Genomic DNA, 24323 nt, shown 5'->3' with positions numbered 1-24323 from the left:
AGATGGAGGTTTTTTTTGTCCCCACATTTTGTAGAAATTTCGGATTATGAAGCTTTTTGTCGGATTCTTTATTTTTTCATTGAAGGTTGGCACTTACATTTGCGCATCTATTTAGAATTAGTACAAATAAAATGAGACTAACCATCGCACTGTTTCTATTGGGTGTTTCAGCTATCTACCATGAAGCCCAAGCTCAAACCACCGTTAAAGGTGTCGTATTAAATAAACAAGGAGAATACCTAGAAGGCATTAGCGTTCGAAGCCAAGGAAAAGCAACGAAGACCAATGATCAGGGATATTTTGAACTGTATATTGCAAAGCCAGGAAATTTTAACCTTGATTTCTCTGGCGTAGGATTCCATAAACATCATTTAACGGTTCAGCCCAATGGTTTGGAGACAAGTATCCAAAACCAGATTCTTCAAGAATCAAAACATCAAATCGAACAAATTGACGTCAAAGGATACAACTCCGTAAATCACCGCTCGCTAGAAGTGAGTAAATCTGGGGTTCGCGATCTTGATTTGCCGCAGGCTGTTCAAGTAATTAACAGCCAAGTAATCTCCGATCAGCAGGTCAATGTATTAAGTGATGCGTTAAAAAATGCTAATGGAGTGGCATTAGGGGCAAATCGTGGTGGTGTTAATGAGAACTTCTATGCTCGTGGATATAGCCTAGGAACTAACAATATCTTTAAAAATGGAGCTCGCACAAACAATGGTGGCTCTATTGAAGCGAGTACTTTAGAGTCTGTACAGATATTAAAGGGAAGTGCGGCATTATTGTATGGTGGCGTAAGTGGAGGAGCCGTACTTAACTTAGTGACGAAAAAACCGAAGTTTGAGAATGGAGGTGAAGTTTCCATGCGTTTAGGAAGTTACAATCAGTATAAACCTATTGTAGATGTATATGGTCCAATCTCTCAGAAATTAGCCTTCCGTATCATTGGTACAGGTTCTTATGCAGAAAGCTTCCGTGATGAAGTGGAATCGAAACGTATCTATGTTAATCCTTCCTTATTATACCAAATGAATGAAAAGTCGAGCTTAAATGTCATGTTCGACTATCTAAAAAGTGATTTTACACCTGACTTCGGAATAGGTTCTGTAGAGGGTAAAATTCAAAAAGATGTTGGTCGAAATGCTTTTATTAATGTGCCTTGGGCCTTTAACAAGACAAACTCTTCTAATGCGCAGGCAGATTTTGGACATCAATTTAATGATGATTGGAAATTGCAGGTCTTAGCTAGTTACCAACAATATAATAGAGATTATTATGGTGCAGAACGTATTCAAGCTAATGCACAGGGAATTGCACCTCGAGCTTTAAATAGAACTAAACAGGATGAATTAACCTATAACCAACAGGTTAATTTGACAGGTAAACTTACAACAGGATTTTTGAAACACCAAATATTAGTAGGTGGAGACGCGGATGAATCCAATGTCAAAAACTACGCGTTCAATATTTATGCAAAAGGGGGCTCTCAGCCTAGTACAAGTTATGATAATATCGATCTTTTCAATCCTTATGCTGCTGGCATGCGCTCTGATAAGCCGTTGGATTCTTTAAAAACCAGAACAAGTACTGATATTTTTCGTGTTGGAGCTTTTGTACAAGATTTAGTATCAGTGACCGATCAATTTAAAGTATTGCTTGGGGTTCGTTATACTTATCAAAATACAGGTCGAGGTTTGGTTTATGATTATAAAACAAATACGGAGACCACCACACCGAATGTTGGTAAGGACAAAGAGGATATGGGAAATAAAATTGATAAAGCATGGTCTCCAAAGTTTGCTTTGATCTATCAACCTTTAGTTTCTACAAGTATCTATGTGAGTTACAGTAATAATTTCGTTTCTAATGCTGGATACGATGTTAACTACCAACCAATGACACCTTCTTCAATTGATCAATATGAAGCAGGTATTAAAAATGACTTTCTACAAGGACGTTTATCGACGAACCTGACTTGGTATAGAATTCAAAACAACAATTTTGCTCAAACAATCATTGGTGCTGATGGAAAAATAGCAGATGCTAACATGAAAGAGTTTACTGGTGTTTCAGCATCGGATGGTATTGAATTGGATGTTGCTGGGGAATTAGGGAAAGGATTTAATGTATTAGCAGGATATAGCTATAATTTCATGCGTTATTTGGAGACGAATGATAACGGTGTTGTAGAAGGGATCCGCCTTGTAGGAACTACAGCGCATACTGGGAATGCTACACTATTCTATAGTCTTCCTGATCATATCGCAAAAGGACTTAAATTAGGTGTATCGGCATTCTATACTGGAAAAAGAAATGCTGGATGGAATACCACCAAGGTTAACCAAAAAGAAGGGGTAGATCGAATCATTCCAATTGATCCTTTCACAACCTTTGATTTTACAGCAGGCTACACGTATAAGAACTGGAATATTATGGCAAAAGTCAATAACATTGGCAATGCATTTAATTATTATGTGCATGAGAATTACAGCGTGAATCCGATTCCACCACGTGGATTCACAACGACTTTGAGCTATAAATTCTAAATTCCAGAGTTTCTTTGAGTTCAATAGTATCATACAATTAGTAATCTGTTTGACAGCTGCTTTCCTTTAAGCGGCTGTTATTATTTTAATTTGGAAAAATAGGATTATTACGTCAGTGGAATGTTGAAATCGAAGGGCATTGGCATCATTTGCTAAAAATTAATTATATTTACAATTGTAATAGCTTATTAAAATTGAACATGAACCTTTTAGAACGAGTTGAGCAGGCATTAGATTCCATTAGACCTTATTTGGAAACTGATGGTGGTAATGTATCTATAGAGGAAATTACACCTGATAATGTTGTTAGATTAAAGCTCTTAGGAACTTGTGCAAGCTGTTCGATGAGTATTATGACGTTTAAGGCCGGATTGGAACAAGCCATCAAGAAAGCCGTTCCTGAAATTGTAGCTGTTGAAGCAATTAATTTGACAGATATGAATGACCCTAACGCAATCACTCCGAATAGATTGTAGGATATTTTTGAGGGGTTAACACAATTTAACAACGACCTATCAATTATATAATTAGTTTTGTGAGAAGATGATTTCCTGGAGAGCACATACCCTTATTATAATCTTGTTTTTAGTCACCTGCATGCAGGCAATGGCTCAAGACAAAAAGGCTGTACAATTCTCTGGATTTACCTACGCAAAAGATACCGATGTAGCTGTGCCATTCGTCACAGTTAGAAATACCAGCTTTAATAATGAAACAATCGCCGCTAACCATGAAGGTTATTTTAGCTTCGTGGTGCGTATGGGCGATGTAGTCGAATTTTCCTCCATTGGTTATGAAACAGTTCGTGTGACTGTTCCTCAACTAAGTGAGGATAAGTATACCCTACGTGTTGAATTAAATCCTTTGGTTGAAGAATTGCCAGTGATTACTTTAGGAAGACCTCTTCCTTGGGCAAGTATCGAGGAGTTTAACCGTGAATTCTTGGCGATTAATATCTCGAATGATGATGTAATTACGGCTAAACGTAATTTATCACCACAATCTATGGCTTTATTAGCGCAGATTTTACCTCGTGATGCTGGTGAAATTCAAGCCTATAATAGCATGCAGCGACATATTAATATGTCCAATAAGGCTATTAATCAGAACTTCAACAATCCATTGTTAAACCCATTCGCATGGGGAGCTTTAATTAACCAAATTAAACGTGGTGATTATAGTAGACAACGCTTGAAGTACTAATCCTTTAATTGGAATCCAACAAAGATCTTCTATTGAATCCTTTTATGTTTAGCCTCGAGGCTAAATAGGAAACTAAGGTGGACACAAGCATAACTGTAGATATGATAATAGCAAAATCGGCGTAACGGATATCCACTGGATAAGCATCAAATAAAGAGCCTTCATTAGTCGTTATCAGTCCGAATCGTTCCTGTAACAAACAGAATAGCAAACCTAATACTGCTCCTACGAAACTTCCGATAAAAGCAATCATAACCCCTTGATAAAAGAAGATATTCTGAATCAAATGATCATTTGCTCCTAAGCTTTTCAATACAATAACATCTTGTTTCTTGTCAATTACCAACATGGTCAGGGAACCAATAATATTAAAGATGGCGATAATGCCAATTATAGTCACGATAAAGAATACGATCCATTTTTCGGAACGTACAGTTTTATATAATGTTGGATTCTGTTGCTCGCGGTTTTTTACATGGAATTCCTTGCCTAATATTCCTTGAACTTCTTTTTGTAAGGCTTTTGAATTGTCGTTATTTCCATATAATTCAATCGCAGATACACCTTGATGTTCATTTAGAAGATCTTTGGCAAAGTCTATAGGAACGATGATAAGATCATCAAATCCGGGTTGAAACCTCAATACTGCATTACTTGTGATGGGTCTAGACCGGATATCTTCTAATGGATTGATATTGCTAGGAGACGCGTTCTTATCCGGTATATGAAGCATTATCTGATCATCACCACCTCGTAGTGGTACTTTTAGATTCGCTTGAACCAGTGCGCCTAGAATTGCGTAATAATTACTATCCGATTGTAAGTTTAAGGAACCCGCTAAGATCATCTCTTGTGAAGCATGCGTATGCAAGCTACTAGGCTCTATTCCTTTAATCTTACCTATAAATTGTTGGTGATTGTATTCCACAAGAACCTTGTCTTCCAACACCTCGCTATAGGAAGTTATCTTCTTATTGTGACGTAATTGTTCAAATTTTTCAGAATTACTCGAGAAAACTTTACCCTTAGCAGGCTCAATTCGTAATTCCGGTGAAAATACACTGTATTCTGATAGAATAAACCTTTCTAATCCATTATAAAATGAAAGTACAATTACCAATGCTGCGGTACTGACCAATACGCCCACCACACTAATGCCCGAAATGATATTAATCGCATTAACGGATTTCTTAGAAAATAAATATCGCTTTGCAAAGAAGATTGGTAATCTCATGCGATTAGGCTCTAATAAATGGATTCAATTCTTTTTCTTCTTTGATCGTAGTGGTCGGTCCATGTCCAGGATATACGGTAGTTTCCTCTGGAAGTGTGTAAATAGTATTCGCGATGCTCTCCATTAATTGTCTATGATTACCACCCGGCAGGTCGGTTCTTCCTACGCTACGATGAAATAATACATCTCCTCCAATTAAGAAGTTATGGTCTGCACTGTATAAACATAAATGACCAGGAGAGTGTCCAGGAGCAAATAATAAAGTTAGCGACTCATCACCTATTTTAATCTTATCATCAGTTGTTAAGAAAGTCTCTGGAATGGGTGAGGGCTCATATCGAATACCCATTTGAGGTGCATAATTTTGTACTTGGACTAATAAAGGCAATTCATTCTCATGGAACTGCGGCATTAATCCATATGTTTCATAAATGAAGCGATTACCTAATACATGATCAATATGGCCATGGGTGTTAACCAAGGCAATAGGGCGCAGTTCATGACTATCTATGAAAGATTGAAACAATTGCTCTTCTTGATAATTATGCATCCCCGGATCAATAATGATACATTCCTTCGCATCATTATAGATGACGTAAGTGTTTTCTTGATAAGGATTAAAGGTAAAAGTCTTGATATGTAACATATCCAAAAATAGAAATTTATTTCTGCATTCATTCAGAATGCTAAAGGATGTTTAGTTAATAAATGATTAATAGAAAATCTTTAACTAAAGATCATTCCATATTTCCCAATTCTTCTCTGCTTGCAGAATGAGCATTTCATAGCCGTTCTTAATCTTAGCTCCTCTTGCTTTTCCTTTTTGTAGAAAGCTTGTTTCCTCGGGATTATAGATTAAATCATATAGCAAGTGGTCAGAGCCAATACCTTCATATGGTATGTCAGGAAATTGGTCAATATGAGGTGCTGTCCCTACTGGTGAACAGTTAATGATTAAGTGATGATCTTGTATGGTTTCTGAACTTAGGTCAGCATAGCTAATGGTTTCTGCTGTTCGCGTCCTGCTTACCACTTGGTATGAAATGTGCAGTTGCTCCAAAGCATATTTAACTGCTTTAGTTGCTCCACCATTACCTAAAATAAGAGCTTTTTGATGATGTTTTGCCAATAACGGCTTTAGGGATTCTGCAAAACCAAAAGCATCTGTATTGAACCCTTTTAATCTTGGTTTTTTCCCAATCTCTTGCTTAATCTGTATGCAATTAACTGCGCCAATGGCCTTAGCCTCTTCGGATAGTTCATCTAGATAAACAAGAACATCCTGTTTATATGGGATAGTTACATTGACTCCGTAAAGATCTGGATTCTCTGTGTAAAGCTTGGGGAAATCTTCAATAGAAGGAATAGGGTAAAGATCATAATCAATACCTTTAATTCCTTCATTTGAAAATTTTTCTAAATAGTATTTTTTGGAAAATGAATGCCCTAATGGGTATCCAATTAGTCCTAAGTATTTCATTTGCCTTCCGAGTACTTTTTGATAATATCAATAATGATTGGATTACCTTGCAATTGTGGAAGGTATTCAAATAAAATATAATGTTTCTCTGGGTCTGTATTTAACGCGATTTCCAAGAAATTCAATGCTTCATTATATTTTCCAGCTGCAAATAAATAGGCAACTAAACGATAATACAAAACAGCCTCATCTGGATTACATTTGATAGCCTCCGAAATAACCTCAGTAGCTTCTTGTAATCGACCGATTTCATATAATAATGATGAGAAATCTAACCAAGCTTCTACGTCGGTACTGTTTAACTCAACTACTTTTGTATAAGCCTCAATAGATTCATCAAATTGCTTTAATTTATAACGCGCATCCGCAATAGCAAACCAATAATCTGGGTTCTCATCATCAATGTCTAATGCTTTCTTATAGAAATGCAGCGATTCAAAATAACGTTCTTCAAAATCTAAAGTAACCCCAATACCAAACCAAGCATCGCTTTGATTGCTATCTAATTTTACTGCTTTCTTGTAGTAAGAACGAGCCTCATCCATAAGTTCCAACTTCTCATAACATTCGCCCATCGCACAATAAGTATCTGCGGTAGGAGGTTCATATTCGAATGTCATCTTATAAACCTCAATGGCTTCAGCAAAGCGGTCAAGATTAACCAAAGCATTTCCCTTATTGAAATATGCTGAGGAAAAGTTTTCCTTGATCAATATGGCATAGTCGTAAGCATCAATAGCCGCCTCAAACTGTTCCAATTTATGGTAGGCATTGCCGAGATTGTACCATGCGGCAAAAGAATATGGATCAGTATCTATATATTGTTTATAGAACTGAATACTTTCCTCTTGTTGTTCAAGAACATCATAACAGAAAGCAATTTCATAAAGCGCATCTTGATTCTCATTGTTCAGTTTCAAACATTTCTTTAAATAAAGAATAGCTTTGTCATAACTTCCCTGAACTTGATAGAGACCTGCAATCTGATAATAGATCTCATCTTTAGAATCAGCTAATTCTAGTGCCTTAAAGAAGTTTTCTTCTGCTAGAGTATGATCATTCAGTGAAGAAAAGATCGTTCCTCTAATCAAGTAAATGTCTGCTTCTGATGGTTCCAGGTATTCTGCCTTTGTCAATGCTTCCAAAGCTTGATCATATTTCAAGATACTGGCCAGCAAATGTGCCTTTTTAATCAAGAAAGTAGTTTCAAATGGGTGTTGGGCTGCAGCAAATTCGATTACCTGTAATGCTTTGATAGGATCGTTCTTGGTAATGTAATAGTCAATGATACTTTCAAAAGCTTTTGCATCGAAAAAGTATTGGTCCTCATTCCGCAACATCTCCTCATACCGATCAACTGAGAATTTTTGTTCTTCAGGTGATTCAAACTCAAAGTCTTCTTCCATTATTCTCCTCTTTTAAATAATCAATTCCCATTATTCTCATGTTGAAAATAGTAAATATTAAATTGTCTTGTCTTAAATTATTTTCAACATATCCACAATCCTATGACTAACAGTACTTAGGAAAGTAAATTTTTATTAATAAAAAAAAGAGCCGGTCGATAAACCGGCTCTTTTAATATGTTAATTATTATTTCTAATAATTATTTTTTGATCTCAACACGACGGTTTTGGATTCTTCCTTCTTCAGTAGCGTTAGATGCAACTGGATTAGCTTCTCCGTAACCTGTAGCTGTGATGCTAGATGCAGAAACACCAGCGTTTACTAAGTATTGTTTAACTGCGTTAGCACGGTCTTTAGAAAGATTCAAGTTGTAAGCTTCAGTACCTTCTTCTGATGCATAACCATCTAAAGTTACAGTAGCGTTGTTATCTTTCAATTCTTTTGCTAATCTATCTAAAGTAGCGTAAGATTCAGTTTTTAATACTGAGCTATCAAATTCGAATTGAATTGGAGCAAAGTATCCTGAAGTAGTTCCGTTGTCAACTAATTGTTGCTCTGGGAATTTGATAGGACATCCTGAACCATCAACTACAGTACCTGCAGGAGTTCCTGGACATTTATCGAATTTATCAGATACACCGTCACCATCAGAATCTTTAGCTAATTGATCAACAGTACCTTCTAAAGTAGATACACGTTGTTTCAATGCTTCAACTTCGTTACGTAATGAAGGGTCTTTCAACTCGTCGTACAATGTAGCAACTGGGTTAGTGAAAGTTAAGCTTTCTTTATCACGTGATCCTAAAGTGAATTCTAAACCACCATAGATGTTAGAAAATTTACCTTTGTAGTCAACTCTTGCTGGTCCGTATAATCTGTTATCATCAGTGAAGTTCATTGTGTAACCTAAGTTCAAGGCAACAACTTCTGATAATTTGAATTTAACACCAACTCCTACTGGAATGAAACCACTTAATTTGTAGTCTTTATCTCCTTTGTTTTCACGGTCTCCGAAGATGTTTTCTCCCCAAGTTCCTTTTGGATCATGAGCTACAGTTTGGAAATCGTTGTCAGAGTATTGTACAGGGTTACTTGCTAATACTCCCATACCTACTTTAGCGTAGAAGTTAACAGCGTTTTCTCTTCTCATGAAGTCGATAGTACCTAATTGGAATACACCATTTAAGCTAGCTGCCCAGTTTACATCTACGTTTACTGATTGTGCACCGTGAATACCTTCAGAAGCAGGACCTGATAAATCATGGTTGTAAGTTTTGATACGACCACGGTTACCTTCTAACTCTAATCCAAATAAGTGAGAGAATTGTTTACGGATAGTTAATCCATAATATTCACCTACTTTATTTTGGAAGTATCCAACTTTTTGTCCGAATGGGTTAGATCCACCTAAAACTGTATTAGGAGTAGTGATACCACCTTGTAATCCAATTGACCAAGTTCTGTATTGACCTCTACCACCAAATACGGTTGGAGTTTGTGCTTGTGCAGTCTCTGCGAAACCTAATGCGGCTACTAAAGATGCTGCGATAGCTGTTTTTTTAATTGTAGAATAGTTCATACTCTTTTTTTTAAGGTTATTAAAATTTTTAATTGTTTCTAGTTGTTCAAAAATCAATTTAACATAACTTAACAATAACGATGCCAAAAAATGTTAAATTGTAAAAAGCTGATTTTTTATACGCTAAGCCCAACTTTTTCTGCGTAAAAATACTATTAAACAATATATAACGCAAATTTTTTAGAAAAACATTGTTCTAATTCGATAAATAATGCACTGCTAACTTGGCAATGTAGCCTTTTTACTACAAGATGTAATGAATAACCGCCAGAGTTAAGCCTCCTAATATCGCACTAACCGGTATAGTTAATATCCATGCCCATAGCAAACTAATTGTAACACCCCAGCGAACTGCCGATACGCGCTTCACAACACCAACCCCGATAATTGATCCGGTAATGGTGTGTGTAGTAGAAACTGGAATACCAAAATGTTCCGTAATACCTAAAGTAATAGCACCCGCAGTCTCCGCACTCACACCTTCTAATGGAGTAACCTTTGTGATTTTGGTACCCATGGTTTTAACAATCTTCCAACCTCCACTCATCGTACCTGCAGCAATTGCCGCGTAACATGCTAATGGTACCCATTCTGGCATTTCCTCAAAACTGCCAATTAGTCCTTGAGCGATTAATGCTGTCGCGATAATACCCATTACCTTCTGTGCATCATTACCTCCGTGGGCAAAACTTAATCCCGCTGAAGACACCAACTGTAAGATTTTAAACCAACGCTCAGCTACTGCAGGCCTAGCTTTCTTACAGATATTGATAATAATTAAAGTAATAATAATGGAAATAATCATACCCATTAAAGGAGCAAAGATGATAAAAGATACAATCTTTAAGGTTGCACTTAGGTTGATTGCTTCGATAGGATTAATACCTTGAAATACGGCATAAGCCATTCCTGATCCGGCAAACCCACCGATTAAGGTGTGGCTGGAGCTGGATGGGATTCCATAGTACCAGGTAAATAAGTTCCAAGAAATGGCCGCAACAAGGCCTGCGAAAATCACCTCTAAGGTGATGAATTGTTCAATAACAGTTTTGGCGATCGTATTAGCTACTTTATGATCTGTAAACACAAAATAAGCCACGAAGTTAAATAGTGCCGCCCAGAGTACAGCCATAAATGGCGTAAGTACCTTAGTGGAAACAATAGTCGCAATCGAGTTTGCAGCATCGTGAAACCCATTGATATAATCAAATGCAATGGCCAACACAATTACGACAACTAATAAGGTGGTAATCATAGTAAAATTTGTGGTGATTAAATGAAACTATTAGGCGTTTTTCACCAAAATACTTTCCAATACATTCGCAACATCCTCACATTTGTCTGTTGCATCTTCCATTGCGGATAATACTTCCTTATTCTTGATCAAGTTAATGGCATCCTTTTCATACTCGAAAAGATCAGCTACTGCTTTATCAAAAATATAATCCGCTTTGTTCTCCACACTATTGATTCGAACGCATGAGTCCGTAATGTTTCTGATGTTTTTTAGGTCTTTTAATTCAAATAAGGCTTTCGCAACGTGTTCTGTAGCTTCTAATATTAAACTAGAAATCTCTTTCATTGGCTCGCTTGGAGTCTCCACCTTGTATAATTCCATACGATTGGATGCACCGTGTATAAAATCTGCTACATCATCTAATGAACTTGCTAAGGCATGGATATCCTCACGGTCAAAAGGTGTAATGAAGTTTTTGCCTAGTTCTAGGTGTATTTGGTGAGTTAGGTTATCACCCTTGTGTTCTAAATCTTCTAATAATTTAGAGTTGTTTTTTCTAAGTTGTAAATCAGTGGTATGTACACTCTCCTTTAACAACTTAGCCATTTCGATCAGATTTGAGCCAGCTTGCTCAAAAAGAGGGAAGAATTTTTTGTCCTTAGGAACAAAGTATTGAAAAATGCTATTCAAAGACATGCTTTTAAATTTTAATAGCGCAAAAATATGGAGTTAATGTTAAGTTAATGTTAAGTTTTCATAAATAGCCTTTTCTACACCTTCTCTAAGGTGAATGAAAAGGTCGTCCCAATGCCCTCTGTACTGCGTACATGAACATTCTGTTGATGGGCCTCAATAATATGTTTAACAATCGCTAAACCTAATCCCGAACCTCCTATGTCCCGTGATCTACTCTTATCTGTCCTAAAAAATCGTTCAAAAACACGTGGCAGGTTTTTCTCCTCAATGCCCAAGCCATTATCGGTAATCTCTATTAAGATCTGATCAATTAATGGATGAGTTTTTATGATTGTCTGACCATTCCTTTTTCCATATTTAATGGAATTGTCGATCAAGTTGATTAGTACTTGTTGTATTTTCTTCCGGTCAGCTTTAACAAAAACCGGATTGTTATTCTTTGTTTGGAAATTTAGGGTAATATTTTGCTCAGAAGCTTTGTATTCCAAATCATCAATTATCTCTTTGATCAATACTTGAATATCAAACTTCTCCTTCTCTAATAATACCGCCCCAGACTCTAATTTTGCTATCTCATCCAAATCATGAATCAAATAGCTCAATCGATCTAAATTGCGGGCAGCTTTATTTAAGAAATTAATAGCCATCTCTGGATTATCCTCCAGCATACCATCTTGCAAGGTTTCAACATATCCCTGTATAGCAAATAAAGGAGTTTTGAATTCATGGGAAATATTGGAGAGAAACTCCTTACGAAATTTTTCTTGTGCTTTTAATTGATCAATCTCTGATGCTTTTTGTTTTGCCCAATCACGAACCTCTTTTTCGGCATCGCCAATTGGATCATCAGATTTATGGTCGCCTAAAGCATCCTTAAGCTCTTTTCCTAACTTAAGATTGTGAATTAATTTATAGACCGATTTAATTCTTTCATAAACAAACTTCTGAAAAACATAGTTCAAAAGGGAAAAGGAAAGAATAAAGCTTAGTATTAATAAGAAAATGAAAGTAGGGAAATCACGCTCGTAATAGAAGTTCATCCCTGATAAGACCAAGGAAAACACAAAACTGATAATCAGTATGAGCGACCTGAAATTCATGCCTATTTATAGCTGTTCCGATTTTCTATAATATTATACCCGTGCAATGATAGTTTTTCCACCCACTACTTTCTGATCAATATTAACTTCCACCTTTGCATCTAATGGTAGGAATAAATCCACACGGGAACCAAATTTAATGAAACCAAATTCATCACCCTGTTGAACAGGTTGCCCTTCTTTAACATACCATACAATACGTCTAGCTAAAGCACCAGCAATCTGACGGAACAATACTTCAATTCCATCCGCTCTTTTTACAACAACTGTAGTGCGTTCATTATCTGTAGATGATTTTGGATGCCATGCTACCAAAAATTTACCTGGATGATACTTGAAAAAGGATACTATACCAGAAATAGGATTTCTATTCACATGCACATTAACTGGCGACATAAAAATCGAAACCTGTATTCTGCGATCTTTAAAATATTCTTGTTCTTCAGCTTCTTCGATAACTACCACTTTACCATCAGCCGGACAAAGGATAACCCCTTCATCTGGGCTGATCTTCTTTATTGGGCTGCGAAAGAACTGTAAAATCGTAATTAATAAAAATGCTGATACCGCATAAATTAACCAAGTAACAATCTTTCCCGCGTCAAAATAATGTGCTATAGCCAGTAGTACGAAAATAAATAATACGACTAAAGCTAAACTGGTATACCCTTCTTTGTGAAATTTCATGATTAAAAATTTGCTCAAATATAAATTAAACTTGGGAAATCCTATGAATTCTCTTCTTTTCTATGAATACTTAAACTGTGAAAGACCACAGAACCATCACCTGCACGCTGTGCCTTCAATTCAACAGTGAGTTCATCATCAATGTATTCCCCATTTTTAAACGATGGTGGATAGGTTTGAATGTTCCTTAAAGCTTGGAAAAATAATTTATCAAAACGTGGATCTGTCTTACTTAAAAGATCAAAATTATCCACACTACCATCTTTCCGTATGCGAATTGTGTATTTCAAATCAAAATAACCGAAATTTGGCACCTCTGCACCTTTAAAAATATCCGTAAAAGATTTAGCCAAATAGCTAGTAAAGTCGATTTGCTCATCATAATTACAAGCTTTAGACACTAAAGCCTCAGCACGGAAAAACTCTTCTATTGGACCTATAGGGTATTTCGCATTGGTATAAATGGATTCTGTGTATAAATCATATCCCTCAGCAAATACCCCTGTTTTCTCATAATACTCCTCTCCAACCAGAACCATATCTTTATCGTCTTCAAAGTATATGCGCCATTTTCCTACTGGATAGCCATTGGAAATGTTGCCCCTTAATCGAACAAATGGAAACCCATATGGATTGAACCCTAAGTAGGGAATCTTGAAGTCATATTTTCCATTGCCTTCTTGAATCATTTGCGACCCCGTAGTATTCCAAAAGGAGCTAATCTTTGGAAATTCAGAATCATAGGAGATAATCATCATGGGCTTCCCATCGGGATAATAAAACGTCCAATCACCCACAGCTACTCCTTGTTCATAACGAACTTGCCATTTTAATTGCATATTCGCATGATAGGCCTTAAATACACCGTGTTTTATACCTTGTTTATATTCTCCCTCCAATATAACCTGTCCCTGCTGATTAAAATCAGTAAATGGTCCTATAAACAAACTGGTTTTCGGGTCAAATGAAGCTACTCGTTCTATCCGTTTAAATTCACAATTTTTATCTACAAGATAATAGCCCGCATCATAATAAAATCGAATTCGATCGTCTCCAGCTTTCTCAAAATACACAGGCTTGCTCTCCTGTGCATATCCATGCATAGAAAAAGATGAACAAAGTATAAAACATAAAAAGAATACTGATCTCAGCATATTCAATTTTTTAATGAGCTTCTAACCAATTATTACCTTCACCGATTTCAATCTCAATAGGCACGCCCATTGGAATCGCCGATTTCATGCGGTTGGCAATGATTTCTTTAAAAACAGCTACTTCAGATTTTGGAACATCAAAGACCAATTCATCATGCACTTGCATGATCATTTTTCCTTCTAGACCTTTCTCTTCAATATCTGCTTGGATGTTGATCATCGCAATTTTGATCAAATCAGCAGCCGACCCTTGTATAGGTGCATTGATAGCATTTCGCTCCGCAAAACCACGAACGGTCATGTTCGCCGAATTGATATCACGAAGATAACGTCTTCGTTTTAAGATCGTTTCCACGTACCCATTCTCTTTTGCAAACTCAATAACCTCACCCATGTATTGACGAATACCGGTGTATTGCTTGAAATATTGATCGATAATCTCAGCAGCCTCTTTTCTTGAAATCCCTAAATTCTGCGATAAACCAAATGCAGATTGACCGTAGATAATACCAAAGTTTACTGCTTTCGCATTTCTACGCATATCGGAAGTAACCTCTTCCAAAGGAACAGCATATACCTTTGCCGCTGTAGCTTTGTGAATGTCTAAACCTTGTTTGAAAGCCTCCTGCATATTCACATCCTTACTAAGCTCAGCCATAATACGAAGCTCAATTTGTGAATAATCCGCAGATAATAATGTCCATGATGGATCTCTTGAAATGAAGGCCTTACGAACCTCCCTGCCTTTTTCAGTACGAATAGGGATGTTCTGCAAGTTCGGATTAGTCGAACTTAATCGGCCTGTAGCTGCGACAGCCTGATTATAGGAAGTATGAATCAACCCAGTGCTTTTGTTAACCAATGTTGGCAATGCATCAACATAAGTCGATTTTAACTTCTGTAATTGTCGGAATTCTAAAATATCCTGAACGATATCTGACTTATTAGCTAATGCCAATAATACATCCTCACCAGTTTTGTATTGACCAGTTTTAGTCTTTTTAGCTTTCGGGTCTAATTGTAGTTTATCAAATAGTACCTCGCCCAACTGCTTCGGAGAAGCAATATTGAAGGTTACACCTGCTTTTTCGTATATCTGAGATTCCAAGCGTTTTACATCTTTCTCGATCTCTTTAGAGAAATTCTGTAAAGTAGGCTCATCAATTTTAACCCCATTCAATTCAACATTGGCTAATACCTGAACCAATGGAAATTCTACTTCCTCAGCTAATTTTAAAGTGGAAGTTTCTTCCAATAAGGGCTGAAACTTATGTTTGAGTTGTAAAGTAATATCAGCATCCTCACCCGCATACTCCTTGATTTTCACTAATTCCACATCACGCATGTTCCCTTGGTTCTTACCTTTGGCACCAATAAGGTCAGTAATGGATACTGGACTATATTTTAGATAGGTTTCTGCCAGGTAATCCATGTTATGGCGCGTGTCAGGATCAATTAAATAATGAGCCAGCATGGTATCAAACAATGGCCCCTTTACCTCTACACCATACTTGGAAAGCATGAGTATATCGTATTTAATGTTCTGTCCAACCTTTTGAATACTTTCTTTTTCAAAAATTGGCTTGAAGAGATTGACCGTATTTTGTGCTTGAATTGGGTCTGCTGATACAGGCACATAATATGCTGTTCCTGGCTCAAAGCTAAAAGACATACCAACCAATTCAGCGGTAATAGCATCTAATCCGGTGGATTCTGTATCAAAACAAAATGAATCTTGCTTATTTAACAACTCTACTAATTTTTCTTGTTCGCCTGTCAGTTCAGCAAGAATATACGTATGCGTAGTGTTTTCTAGACTATTTAAAGTCCCAACTTCCTCATCTAATAGTTCAGTTGGTCCATTCGAGCTAAAGGAATCATCAGCAGGAATAGCAAATAAATCCATCTGCCCACCTTTTGGTGCCGCATTATCGGCCATGTTAAAACCATCACCAAAAACACGTTTTCCTAAAGTACGGAATTCCAATTCAACGAAAAGAGGCTCAAGAGCATCCTTACTAGGATCCTTCAATAGTAATTTTTCCTCTTCCAAGTCTACAGGAACATCCAATAGAATCGTTGCTAACTTCTTGGAAACTAATCCTTGCTCGGCGAAGTTCTCCACATTTTCTTTCATTTTCCCTTTCAACTTATCGCTATTGGCAATTAAGTTTTCAATGGAACCATATTCTTGAATTAATTTCTTAGCTGTTTTTTCCCCAATACCTGGGATACCCGGGATATTATCCACGGCATCACCCCAGAGGCCTAAAATATCAATAACCTCATGTACATTATTGATCTCCCATTTTTCCAATATCTCTGGAACACCTAATACCTCGGCACCATTTCCCATACGGGCTGGCTTGTAGATAAAGATATTCTCTGATACCAATTGTCCGAAATCCTTATCAGGCGTCATACAATAAACTTGATAACCTGCTTTCTCGCCTTTTTTGGCCAATGTACCAATGATATCATCCGCTTCATAACCATCCATAGTAATGATAGGGATGTTAAAACCTTCAATTAATCGGAATATATAAGGAATTGAAGCAGCTAAATCTTCTGGCATACTTTCGCGCTGTGCTTTGTATTGTTCAAAGTCCAAATGTCGTTGAGTAGGAGCTGCTGTATCAAAAACCACCGCAATATGTGTAGGTTTCTGGTTATTCAAAACTTCCAACAAAGTATTGGTAAAACCCATGATCGCCCCAGTGTTCAAACCATACGATGTTAGTCTTGGGGTTTTGCTTAAAGCAAAATAAGCACGATAGATCAGGGCCATCCCGTCTAAAAGAAATAACTTTTTCAAATTCTTAATATTTATTATATAACAAAGTTAACAAATTCAAGCTACCTAAAGATTAACAAATTTTTTCCATTTTTGTGGCTGAGGTAAGAATCATTTATTCGTCAATGAATTAATATGCGCGGTATAGTAACGAAATCTACAGGAAGTTGGTATCAGGTTAAGGATGATCATGGGAACAGCTATGAATGCCGTATCAAAGGTAAATTCAGAACCCATGGCATTAAAACAACCAATCCTATTGCTGTTGGAGATATCGTAGACTTTGATTTAGAACCTGGTCAGGATTCTGGTGTAATAACCCAATTGGAACCTAGAAGGAACTATATCATCCGCCGTTCAGTCAACCTTTCCAAACAAACACAAATCATAGGAGCCAACCTCGATCAGGCTATTTTGGTCGTTACATTGGCCTCCCCACCCACCTCAACCGGATTTATCGATCGTTTCTTAGTCACTGCAGAAGCCTATAGCATTCCGGCGATATTGGTCTTTAATAAATTAGACCTGTTCTCCGACGAGGGTTTAGAGATATTAGCCGAATACATGGATCTCTATGAAAACTTAGGCTATCCATGTTATGCCGTATCAGCACTTAAAGGTGAACACATTGAGGAACTCCGCCAATTATTAAAAGATAAAACAACCTTAGTATCAGGACACTCCGGAGTTGGTAAATCAACGCTTATCAACGCCATTGTACCCGGCTTAGAATTAAAAACCGGAATTATTTCAGAATGGTCTGATAAAGGAAAGCATACCACAACCTTTGCTGAAATGATTGATTTGCCTTTTGGTGGTCAGTTGATTGATACTCCAGGTATCCGTGAATTGGGAATTGTCGATATTGAACCTCAAGAGCTATCGCATTATTATCCCGAAATGAGAAAACTGCTTAATCAATGCAAATTCCATAATTGCAGGCATATTAATGAACCAGGATGTGCTGTTCTAGCAGGACTCGAATCTGGTGAAATTGAACCAAGCCGCTATGAAAGTTACATTTCCATCTACAATAACGAAAATAATCGCAACTAGTTAAACATAATTCATCGTTATTTGTATTTATTGAACGTATTATAAAATAATAAACCTGTTTGATAAGTATATGAAACCAATTTGGAAATGGATTATTGGGATTTTTGCAGTTATTATCATCGCCATTCTCGTGGCCGGATGGTATTTTAATAGAAACTGGAAACCCATGTTGGAGGAGAAGTTAAAGGAGGTGGTTCATAATTCTACCAATGGCCTTTATACTTTAAAATATGATGACCTAGATTTGAACATTACTTTAGGAAATGTAACCCTAAAGAATGCCGAATTAATCCCTGATTCTGCTGTTTATAAGAAGATGGTGCTCGATAAAAAAGCACCAAATAGCCGCTTCCATATCAAATTAAATGCATTAAAGGTGAGAAGCTTTAACCTTTGGGATGTCATCAAAAACAGAAAACTTTTTATCAAGAACATTAGTTTTGAGTCGCCTAACATTCACATGATTAGTGAGTATCATGCCTATAATGATACCATTGTGCCAAATAAAGAGACAAAAACCCTTTATGATAATATTAAAGATGTTTTTAGTTCGGTGAATGTTCGCGATATTAAAATTGACAATGTAAAATTCAAATTCTCCAAAATCGAAGAAGGAAAGAGTTCCGATATCGAATTGGACAGTGTAGCCATCAAAGTGCACGATGTCCTAGTCGATGAAACGTCCATCCAAGATACAACCCGTCTATTTTATACGAAAATGGTGGAGGTTGATGTACCGGGCTTTGAATATGAATTGTCAAATGGCTTCTATATTGCCAAATTTGATCGCTTATCCATTAATACCCAAGATCAAAATGTCCTAATGACAAAAGTGGAATACCGACCAAAAATGAGTAAAGGCCAATTCTTTAAAAGTAAAGGCCAAAATGTGACTATGGCTGTCATGAAGTTTGATACCCTAAGATTTGAAAAATTAGATTTCAAACGTGTAATTGACGATCAACAAACCATCGCTCAAAATGTGCAGATAAAGAATGGATCGGTTTCCTTATATAATGATAAACGATATCCTAAAAAGACCTCGAATAAAATTGGGAAATCTCCACATCAACAATTACTAAAAGTAAAACAACTTATACATATCGATACGGTATTCCTTAATAATGTTGATATCCTGTACGGTGAATTCAGCTCCAAATTCCATCAGGAAGGTATTATCACATTTAACAATGCCAGCGGAACAATTACCAATGTGACCAATGACAGTCTTTATTTAAAAGACCATCGGTGGATGCGTGCTAATTTTAGCTCCAAAATTATGAATGCAGGATTATTAAAAGTGCAGTTTGGTTTTGATATGTTGAGCAAATCTGGAGAACATACTTATAAAGGAACTTTAGGGGGGATGAATGCGACTGCCTTCAATAAAATTTTGAGACCATTATTGAATGTGGAAATTGGATCAGGTAATATTCGCAGTTTAAGTTTCGATATGCAAGGTACAGATCGCAAAAACTGGGGATCCCTCCGATTTAATTACGATCACCTAAAATTAAACTTGCTGAATAAACCAGGTGAAGATATGAGTAAAACCAAAAAGGGTATTCTCTCTTTTGTGGTCAATAACATCTTAATCAATGATAGTAATCCGGATGCCAATGAAAAGTATCATGTTGGTAAGATCAACTATACACGTGTTGCGGAGCACTCTTTCTTTAAAACTTTATGGCAAAGTTTACTAGAAGGAATTAAACAGACAGCCGGTATCAGTAAAGAAAGAGAAGCTAAACTTATGGGCGCGGCGGAGAATGTGAAGGAAGTGGGTAAAGAATCCAAAAACGTCATCAAAAAAACAGGTAATTTCTTTAAAGGATTGTTCAAGAAAAAAGAGAAAGAAGAAGAGCAGGAAGAAAAATAATACCTTATTTTTCTGTTTTCAATTCCTTGATTTTTGAGCGTAATCCCTATGTTTGTAGCAATGGACTCGGTATTAAGCTTCCTCAAATTCATATTTAGGTATCATAACAAGACAGTCAATCAAGTCCTGTTTTACATCAGTTTGATCTGTACAATTGTGATGGTACTGCATGTAGGTTATATTACCGATCCTAAGCTTGCAAAATATACCCAAGATACCGTTATATTCATGTTTTATGGGCTTTTTGCCTTTGAAACTATACGAACAGTTTCATCTATATATTTCAGTCGAAGAATTAATGTTTCCCACTATTCTGGGGTCGTCGTCACAGCCTATTTCTTCTTGATCACATTCGCCCGTCTAACAGGAGGATTCCTCGAAACCTTCAGTAAAGATGAATGGCTATACCTCGGAATACTTATCATGTTTATTGCCGAGCTTTCCCGAAGCAGTTTGTTTTTCGATAATTTCTACTTTAATCCTACCATACTCTTTGTCGTATCCTTTTTGGGCTTGATTGTCTTGGGCGCTTTTCTATTAATGTTACCTAGGACCACGACAGAAGCACCACTTACATTCGTAGACGCCTTTTTTATGGCGACCAGTGCTGTTTGTATTACAGGTCTTTCTGTGACCGATATTTCTACGAATTTCTCCCTGTTTGGTCAATCAGTCATTATGGCGCTTATCCAAATAGGCGGATTAGGGATTATGACCTTTACGGGTTTTTTCGGTTATTTCTTCTCAGGTGGTTTCTCCTTCAAGAACCAACTGATGTTTGGAGAAATATTAGGCGAGGATAAACTAAACTCGGTTATTTCTACATTATTGACCATTATTTTTATCACCCTTTTATTTGAGTTTATTGGTGGAATTATCATCTTCTTTACATTGGACGCTAGTTTATTTGAGTCCGTAGGTGACCAGATATTCTTTGCGGCATTCCATGCGATCTCGGGATTCTGTAACTCTGGATTTACCATTATTAAAGATGGGGTAACCAATGATGCTTATCGCTTTAACTATAATTTCCAATTAGCCGTAGTCTCCATGTTGATTCTCGGAAGTCTAGGTTTTGGAACGATATTTAACTTTTATAAGCTGGTAAAGGAAAAGATCAATTCGATTTGGTGTAAATATATCCTGAAGAGAGGCTATCGCCATAAGCCTATGGTGTTTACTTTTAACTCCAGATTTATTGTGCTGTGTAATGTCATAGTAATCGTTTTGGCTACTGTATCTTTCTTCTATATGGAAAAGGAACATACCTTATTGGCAGATAAGTCTACTTATGGGCAATGGGTTTCTTCCATCTTTATGGCAAATTCTGCCCGATCTGCAGGATTCAATAGCATTGATTTGAACTTTATCAATATTCCAACCTTAATTATGATCGTTACGATTATGTGGATTGGTGTATCCCCAGGATCTACGGGTGGAGGTGTAAAGGTTACTACTGTGGCCATAGCCCTAATGAATATTGTAGCCCTAGCAAGAGGTAAAGAATCTATAGAAATTTATAAACGTAGAATTGCGTCAGAATCGGTCAATAAGGCATTTGCTATTATCTTATTATCAATTCTCATTATCTCATTTAGTTTTATTTTACTCAATTTTTCCGATCCTAATCAGGAGATGATGCCGTTGTTGTTTGAATCGGTATCTGCCTATACGACTTGTGGCTTGTCCTTAGGCATTACTCCCAATCTTTCTGCCACCGGAAAAATTATTCTCATGTTAACTATGTTCGTTGGTCGTGTTGGAATGTTAACCTTATTGGTTGCCTTTATTAAAAACACGCAGAACAAAAGTTATATTTATCCAACCGAAAAAATATTGTTTTAAGAGGAATGAAATACATCGTACTAGGACTTGGACATTTTGGACGCTCATTAGCAATTCACTTGACAGAATCAGGCCATGAGGTCATTGCTGCAGACAAAAATTTAAATATCGTTGAACAGAACAAGGATAAAATTACCCATACCGTATGTATGGACAGTACCGACAAAGAGGCGGTTAGCTCCTTGCCCTTGCGCGAAAGTAATGCTGTGATTGTTGCCATTGGTGAAGATGAAGGTGCATCGCTTTTAACCATTGCCCTCCTAAAACAATTGAAAGTAAAACGTATTATCGGCCGTGTGGTGTCAGATTTGCAGAAAACCGTTCTTGAAGCCATGAATATTGAAGAATATATCATGCCTGAAGAAGAAGCTGCAGAACGATTAGCTATGCGATTGGATAACATTGATATTGTCGATTCCTTTAAAGTGTCCGAAAAATACTCCATTATAGAAACGAAGGTTCCCAGTAAATACATCGGCATGACCTTGAAAGAGGCCGATCTGACCAATAAATACAAAGTTATCGTCCTGACCACTGTAAAAACGGAAACTGCAACCTCTGGCGATGGTGTTACCCGAGTTTCCAAGGAAGCTTCAGGAATTGCCAAATCGGATACAATTCTCCAAGAAAACGATATCCTCGTCCTATTTGGTGAACTCTCCAACATTAAAAACTTAATACAGAAGGGTTAGATTATTTTTTAATCAGAATAATAATTCATAACACCTTTATTTCAGGGTAAAGTGCCAAGTAAATTATTTCGGAGATACTTTTGACTTATATTTATCTTTTTATCAAAAAACATAGTTTTTTGACACTAAAACTCAGCGATTAAGGAAAAACTTTATAAATATCATTTCGTTTAACAAATCGTGCCAATTCTACAGAATTTTCATGTTTAAAAAAACCTATACGAAAATCTCCAATACGATATCGGTAGGCAGTTGAAAAGCCTTGAATTTTGCTTATTCCTGCAATATCACTTAATGTTTCGGCACTTTCTAATTGGATAATAAAATCTTTGATTTTAGCCTTTAATGCCTTGTCTTTGATTTTTTTAATATCATTTACAAATGAGCGTAAATAAATTATATTCATCTGTCAAGAATATTAATTACCTCTTCACGAGTAGCAACATCATTTCTATCAGACTGTTGCATAAGTAATAACAAGCCTAAATCTTCTTTTTCTTCATTTGTCATGGATTTTAAACGCTCGTTTTCTTTATATTCCACATAAAAAGAAACTGCTTTTTCTAGAAGATGCTTCACACTTATATCTTCGAAAGCAGATAAAATTTTAACTTTTGTTAAGAGGTTATCATCTATGTCTATGTTCTTTCTCATTATGTATATTCTTTTGCTGGTAGAAATATACATAATATATATGGTATATACAATAAATATATCTTGATTTGTTGTTAAAATTTAGCTGTTTAAATTATTATTAATTGATCATCCATAAAGTTCTGAGAAAATGTGGGTGCTATACTGCAAGAAAACGATATCCTCGTCCTATTTGGTGAACTCTCCAACATTAAAAACTTAATACAGAAGGGTTAGATTGTTTTTAATCAGAATAATAATTCATTACACCTTTATTTCAGGGTGAAGTGCCAGGAGGGCTATTACAGAGGAACTTTTGGCTTATGTTTATCTTTTTATCATAAACATCGTTCTTTAATACTAAAACTCAGCGATTAAGGAAAAACTTTATATATATCATTACGTTTAACGAATCGTGCCAATTCTACAGAATTTTCATAATCTATGGTATAAACAATCTGTGTGTCTTTACGTATTATTAAACTTTCGCGAAACATTTGGAGTGTAATGAGTATATTTATACCTAAGTGTATGAAAAGCAGGTGTGTGTAATTTAACCAATTGATAATTATGAACAGATTATTTTTCTTAATGTTATTGATTCTTTGTATATCATGTAGCAAAGAAGAAATAAGCGAATATGCGACGGGAAACGAGCAAACAGGTATTGTTGGTAAATGGAAATTGGTTTATTATAGGAGCTTGGATAGTTGGGGAAAGGTTGAAACTAGGGATAGGACAAGCTTTCAACAAATTATTTCTTTTGATTCGCTAGGTAATACAACCAATCCTAGATTCCCTTGTATAGGGAAATATGAGCTGGCTGAAAACCCAGACTCACAAAAATCCAAAACGGTTACATTGACTGTTTTTTTCGATTGTAAAACTACAGAATCCAATGTTGAAAAAGTAGAAGAAAAACTTGCTGTCGATTTTAAAAATAACAATCGTCTTGTTTTGAACGGAGGATGTTATGGAATGTGCGAATTTGAATATTGGCGATTAAAAGAGTAATGTATTTGCTAAAAATTTGAATTTCTGAATTAGTTGTCTTTATCTTTTTGTAAACTAAGCTTTGATTTTAGACTTTAAAGCTTTGTT

General features: G+C 36.3%; 21 protein-coding genes. 8 read left to right on the top strand and 13 right to left on the bottom strand.

Going from position 1 to position 24323, the window contains the following annotated elements:
• Positions 1-131 precede the first annotated feature (131 nt).
• From ACP6L2_RS12690 to ACP6L2_RS12680, 3 genes are all read left to right on the top strand, one after another.
• Positions 132-2546, top strand: coding sequence for a TonB-dependent siderophore receptor (locus ACP6L2_RS12690; protein ID WP_440509734.1), 2415 nt, complete (start codon positions 132-134; stop codon positions 2544-2546).
• A 200-nt stretch (positions 2547-2746) separates the two neighbouring features.
• Positions 2747-3022: a NifU family protein gene (locus ACP6L2_RS12685; protein ID WP_440509733.1), complete on the top strand. Its 276-nt coding sequence runs from the start codon at positions 2747-2749 to the stop codon at positions 3020-3022.
• Positions 3023-3152: 130 nt separating this feature from the next.
• Positions 3153-3749, top strand: coding sequence for a hypothetical protein (locus ACP6L2_RS12680; RefSeq protein ID WP_440509732.1), 597 nt, complete (start codon positions 3153-3155; stop codon positions 3747-3749).
• Between the two features lie 4 nt (positions 3750-3753).
• Here the strand turns inward: ACP6L2_RS12680 and ACP6L2_RS12675 are convergent, their stop codons facing one another.
• From ACP6L2_RS12675 to polA, 11 genes are all read right to left on the bottom strand, one after another.
• Positions 3754-4983 (bottom strand): FtsX-like permease family protein, encoded by a 1230-nt coding sequence (locus tag ACP6L2_RS12675; protein ID WP_440509731.1) that lies wholly within the window; start codon positions 4981-4983, stop codon positions 3754-3756.
• 4 nt (positions 4984-4987) lie between these two features.
• Complete coding sequence (locus ACP6L2_RS12670; protein ID WP_440509730.1) at positions 4988-5629, bottom strand: MBL fold metallo-hydrolase; 642 nt, start codon at positions 5627-5629, stop codon at positions 4988-4990.
• Between the two features lie 84 nt (positions 5630-5713).
• Positions 5714-6463 (bottom strand): shikimate dehydrogenase family protein, encoded by a 750-nt coding sequence (locus ACP6L2_RS12665; protein ID WP_440509729.1) that lies wholly within the window; start codon positions 6461-6463, stop codon positions 5714-5716.
• Positions 6460-7869 carry a tetratricopeptide repeat protein gene (locus ACP6L2_RS12660; protein WP_440509728.1) on the bottom strand — a complete coding sequence of 470 codons (1410 nt, stop codon included), beginning with the start codon at positions 7867-7869 and terminating at the stop codon, positions 6460-6462. Before ACP6L2_RS12660 ends, ACP6L2_RS12665 begins: the two co-directional genes overlap by 4 nt.
• Positions 7870-8069: 200 nt before the next feature.
• Positions 8070-9449, bottom strand: a complete 1380-nt coding sequence (locus ACP6L2_RS12655; protein ID WP_440509727.1) for an OmpA family protein — start codon at positions 9447-9449, stop codon at positions 8070-8072.
• A gap of 244 nt (positions 9450-9693) precedes the next feature.
• The gene (locus ACP6L2_RS12650; protein WP_440509726.1) at positions 9694-10704 is read right to left on the bottom strand and encodes an anion permease; all 1011 of its coding nucleotides are present in this window, start codon (positions 10702-10704) and stop codon (positions 9694-9696) included.
• Positions 10705-10734: 30 nt separating this feature from the next.
• Complete coding sequence (locus ACP6L2_RS12645; protein WP_344675444.1) at positions 10735-11382, bottom strand: DUF47 domain-containing protein; 648 nt, start codon at positions 11380-11382, stop codon at positions 10735-10737.
• Between the two features lie 74 nt (positions 11383-11456).
• The gene (locus ACP6L2_RS12640; RefSeq protein ID WP_440509725.1) at positions 11457-12482 is read right to left on the bottom strand and encodes a sensor histidine kinase; all 1026 of its coding nucleotides are present in this window, start codon (positions 12480-12482) and stop codon (positions 11457-11459) included.
• 33 nt (positions 12483-12515) lie between these two features.
• Positions 12516-13169, bottom strand: a complete 654-nt coding sequence (locus ACP6L2_RS12635) for a phosphatidylserine decarboxylase family protein (protein WP_440509724.1) — start codon at positions 13167-13169, stop codon at positions 12516-12518.
• A 41-nt stretch (positions 13170-13210) separates the two neighbouring features.
• A complete protein-coding gene (locus ACP6L2_RS12630) occupies positions 13211-14323 on the bottom strand; it encodes a toxin-antitoxin system YwqK family antitoxin (RefSeq protein WP_440509723.1) in 1113 nt (370 codons plus the stop codon).
• Between the two features lie 10 nt (positions 14324-14333).
• Positions 14334-17138, bottom strand: a complete 2805-nt coding sequence (gene polA / locus ACP6L2_RS12625) for a DNA polymerase I (protein ID WP_440509722.1) — start codon at positions 17136-17138, stop codon at positions 14334-14336.
• Positions 17139-17252: 114 nt separating this feature from the next.
• Between polA and rsgA the strand changes: the two genes are divergently transcribed.
• From rsgA to ACP6L2_RS12605, 4 genes are all read left to right on the top strand, one after another.
• Positions 17253-18173: a ribosome small subunit-dependent GTPase A gene (rsgA, locus tag ACP6L2_RS12620; RefSeq protein ID WP_440509721.1), complete on the top strand. Its 921-nt coding sequence runs from the start codon at positions 17253-17255 to the stop codon at positions 18171-18173.
• 70 nt (positions 18174-18243) lie between these two features.
• The gene (locus ACP6L2_RS12615) at positions 18244-20052 is read left to right on the top strand and encodes a hypothetical protein (RefSeq protein ID WP_440509720.1); all 1809 of its coding nucleotides are present in this window, start codon (positions 18244-18246) and stop codon (positions 20050-20052) included.
• A 48-nt stretch (positions 20053-20100) separates the two neighbouring features.
• Positions 20101-21897 carry a TrkH family potassium uptake protein gene (locus ACP6L2_RS12610; RefSeq protein WP_440509719.1) on the top strand — a complete coding sequence of 599 codons (1797 nt, stop codon included), beginning with the start codon at positions 20101-20103 and terminating at the stop codon, positions 21895-21897.
• 5 nt (positions 21898-21902) lie between these two features.
• Positions 21903-22589, top strand: a complete 687-nt coding sequence (locus tag ACP6L2_RS12605) for a potassium channel family protein (RefSeq protein WP_440509718.1) — start codon at positions 21903-21905, stop codon at positions 22587-22589.
• A 139-nt stretch (positions 22590-22728) separates the two neighbouring features.
• Here ACP6L2_RS12605 and ACP6L2_RS12600 read toward each other — a convergent pair whose 3' ends face one another.
• Positions 22729-22995, bottom strand: a complete 267-nt coding sequence (locus ACP6L2_RS12600) for a type II toxin-antitoxin system RelE family toxin (RefSeq protein WP_440509717.1) — start codon at positions 22993-22995, stop codon at positions 22729-22731.
• Positions 22992-23243, bottom strand: coding sequence for a hypothetical protein (locus ACP6L2_RS12595; protein WP_440509716.1), 252 nt, complete (start codon positions 23241-23243; stop codon positions 22992-22994). The genes ACP6L2_RS12600 and ACP6L2_RS12595 overlap by 4 nt, the downstream gene beginning before the upstream one ends.
• A gap of 549 nt (positions 23244-23792) precedes the next feature.
• Between ACP6L2_RS12595 and ACP6L2_RS12590 the strand changes: the two genes are divergently transcribed.
• On the top strand, positions 23793-24236 hold the full coding sequence (locus ACP6L2_RS12590; protein WP_440509715.1) for a hypothetical protein: 444 nt from the start codon (positions 23793-23795) through the stop codon (positions 24234-24236).
• Positions 24237-24323: the final 87 nt, after the last annotated feature.

This window comes from Sphingobacterium lactis (genome assembly GCF_051951495.1).
GTDB lineage: Bacteria > Bacteroidota > Bacteroidia > Sphingobacteriales > Sphingobacteriaceae > Sphingobacterium > Sphingobacterium lactis_A.
This window is presented reverse-complemented; position numbering and strand designations above follow the sequence as displayed.

Excerpts from the sequence above, each read along its gene's own strand:
- ACP6L2_RS12690 (WP_440509734.1), top strand. The coding sequence starts at position 132 with ATGAGACTAACCATCGCACTGTTTCTATTGGGTGTTTCAGCTATCTAC.
- ACP6L2_RS12685 (WP_440509733.1), top strand. The coding sequence starts at position 2,747 with ATGAACCTTTTAGAACGAGTTGAGCAGGCATTAGATTCCATTAGACCT.
- ACP6L2_RS12680 (WP_440509732.1), top strand. The coding sequence starts at position 3,153 with ATGGCTCAAGACAAAAAGGCTGTACAATTCTCTGGATTTACCTACGCA.
- ACP6L2_RS12675 (WP_440509731.1), bottom strand. The coding sequence starts at position 4,983 with ATGAGATTACCAATCTTCTTTGCAAAGCGATATTTATTTTCTAAGAAA.
- ACP6L2_RS12670 (WP_440509730.1), bottom strand. The coding sequence starts at position 5,629 with ATGTTACATATCAAGACTTTTACCTTTAATCCTTATCAAGAAAACACT.
- ACP6L2_RS12665 (WP_440509729.1), bottom strand. The coding sequence starts at position 6,463 with ATGAAATACTTAGGACTAATTGGATACCCATTAGGGCATTCATTTTCC.
- ACP6L2_RS12660 (WP_440509728.1), bottom strand. The coding sequence starts at position 7,869 with ATGGAAGAAGACTTTGAGTTTGAATCACCTGAAGAACAAAAATTCTCA.
- ACP6L2_RS12655 (WP_440509727.1), bottom strand. The coding sequence starts at position 9,449 with ATGAACTATTCTACAATTAAAAAAACAGCTATCGCAGCATCTTTAGTA.
- ACP6L2_RS12650 (WP_440509726.1), bottom strand. The coding sequence starts at position 10,704 with ATGATTACCACCTTATTAGTTGTCGTAATTGTGTTGGCCATTGCATTT.
- ACP6L2_RS12645 (WP_344675444.1), bottom strand. The coding sequence starts at position 11,382 with ATGTCTTTGAATAGCATTTTTCAATACTTTGTTCCTAAGGACAAAAAA.
- ACP6L2_RS12640 (WP_440509725.1), bottom strand. The coding sequence starts at position 12,482 with ATGAATTTCAGGTCGCTCATACTGATTATCAGTTTTGTGTTTTCCTTG.
- ACP6L2_RS12635 (WP_440509724.1), bottom strand. The coding sequence starts at position 13,169 with ATGAAATTTCACAAAGAAGGGTATACCAGTTTAGCTTTAGTCGTATTA.
- ACP6L2_RS12630 (WP_440509723.1), bottom strand. The coding sequence starts at position 14,323 with ATGCTGAGATCAGTATTCTTTTTATGTTTTATACTTTGTTCATCTTTT.
- rsgA (WP_440509721.1), top strand. The coding sequence starts at position 17,253 with ATGCGCGGTATAGTAACGAAATCTACAGGAAGTTGGTATCAGGTTAAG.
- ACP6L2_RS12615 (WP_440509720.1), top strand. The coding sequence starts at position 18,244 with ATGAAACCAATTTGGAAATGGATTATTGGGATTTTTGCAGTTATTATC.
- ACP6L2_RS12610 (WP_440509719.1), top strand. The coding sequence starts at position 20,101 with ATGTTTGTAGCAATGGACTCGGTATTAAGCTTCCTCAAATTCATATTT.
- ACP6L2_RS12605 (WP_440509718.1), top strand. The coding sequence starts at position 21,903 with ATGAAATACATCGTACTAGGACTTGGACATTTTGGACGCTCATTAGCA.
- ACP6L2_RS12600 (WP_440509717.1), bottom strand. The coding sequence starts at position 22,995 with ATGAATATAATTTATTTACGCTCATTTGTAAATGATATTAAAAAAATC.
- ACP6L2_RS12595 (WP_440509716.1), bottom strand. The coding sequence starts at position 23,243 with ATGAGAAAGAACATAGACATAGATGATAACCTCTTAACAAAAGTTAAA.
- ACP6L2_RS12590 (WP_440509715.1), top strand. The coding sequence starts at position 23,793 with ATGAACAGATTATTTTTCTTAATGTTATTGATTCTTTGTATATCATGT.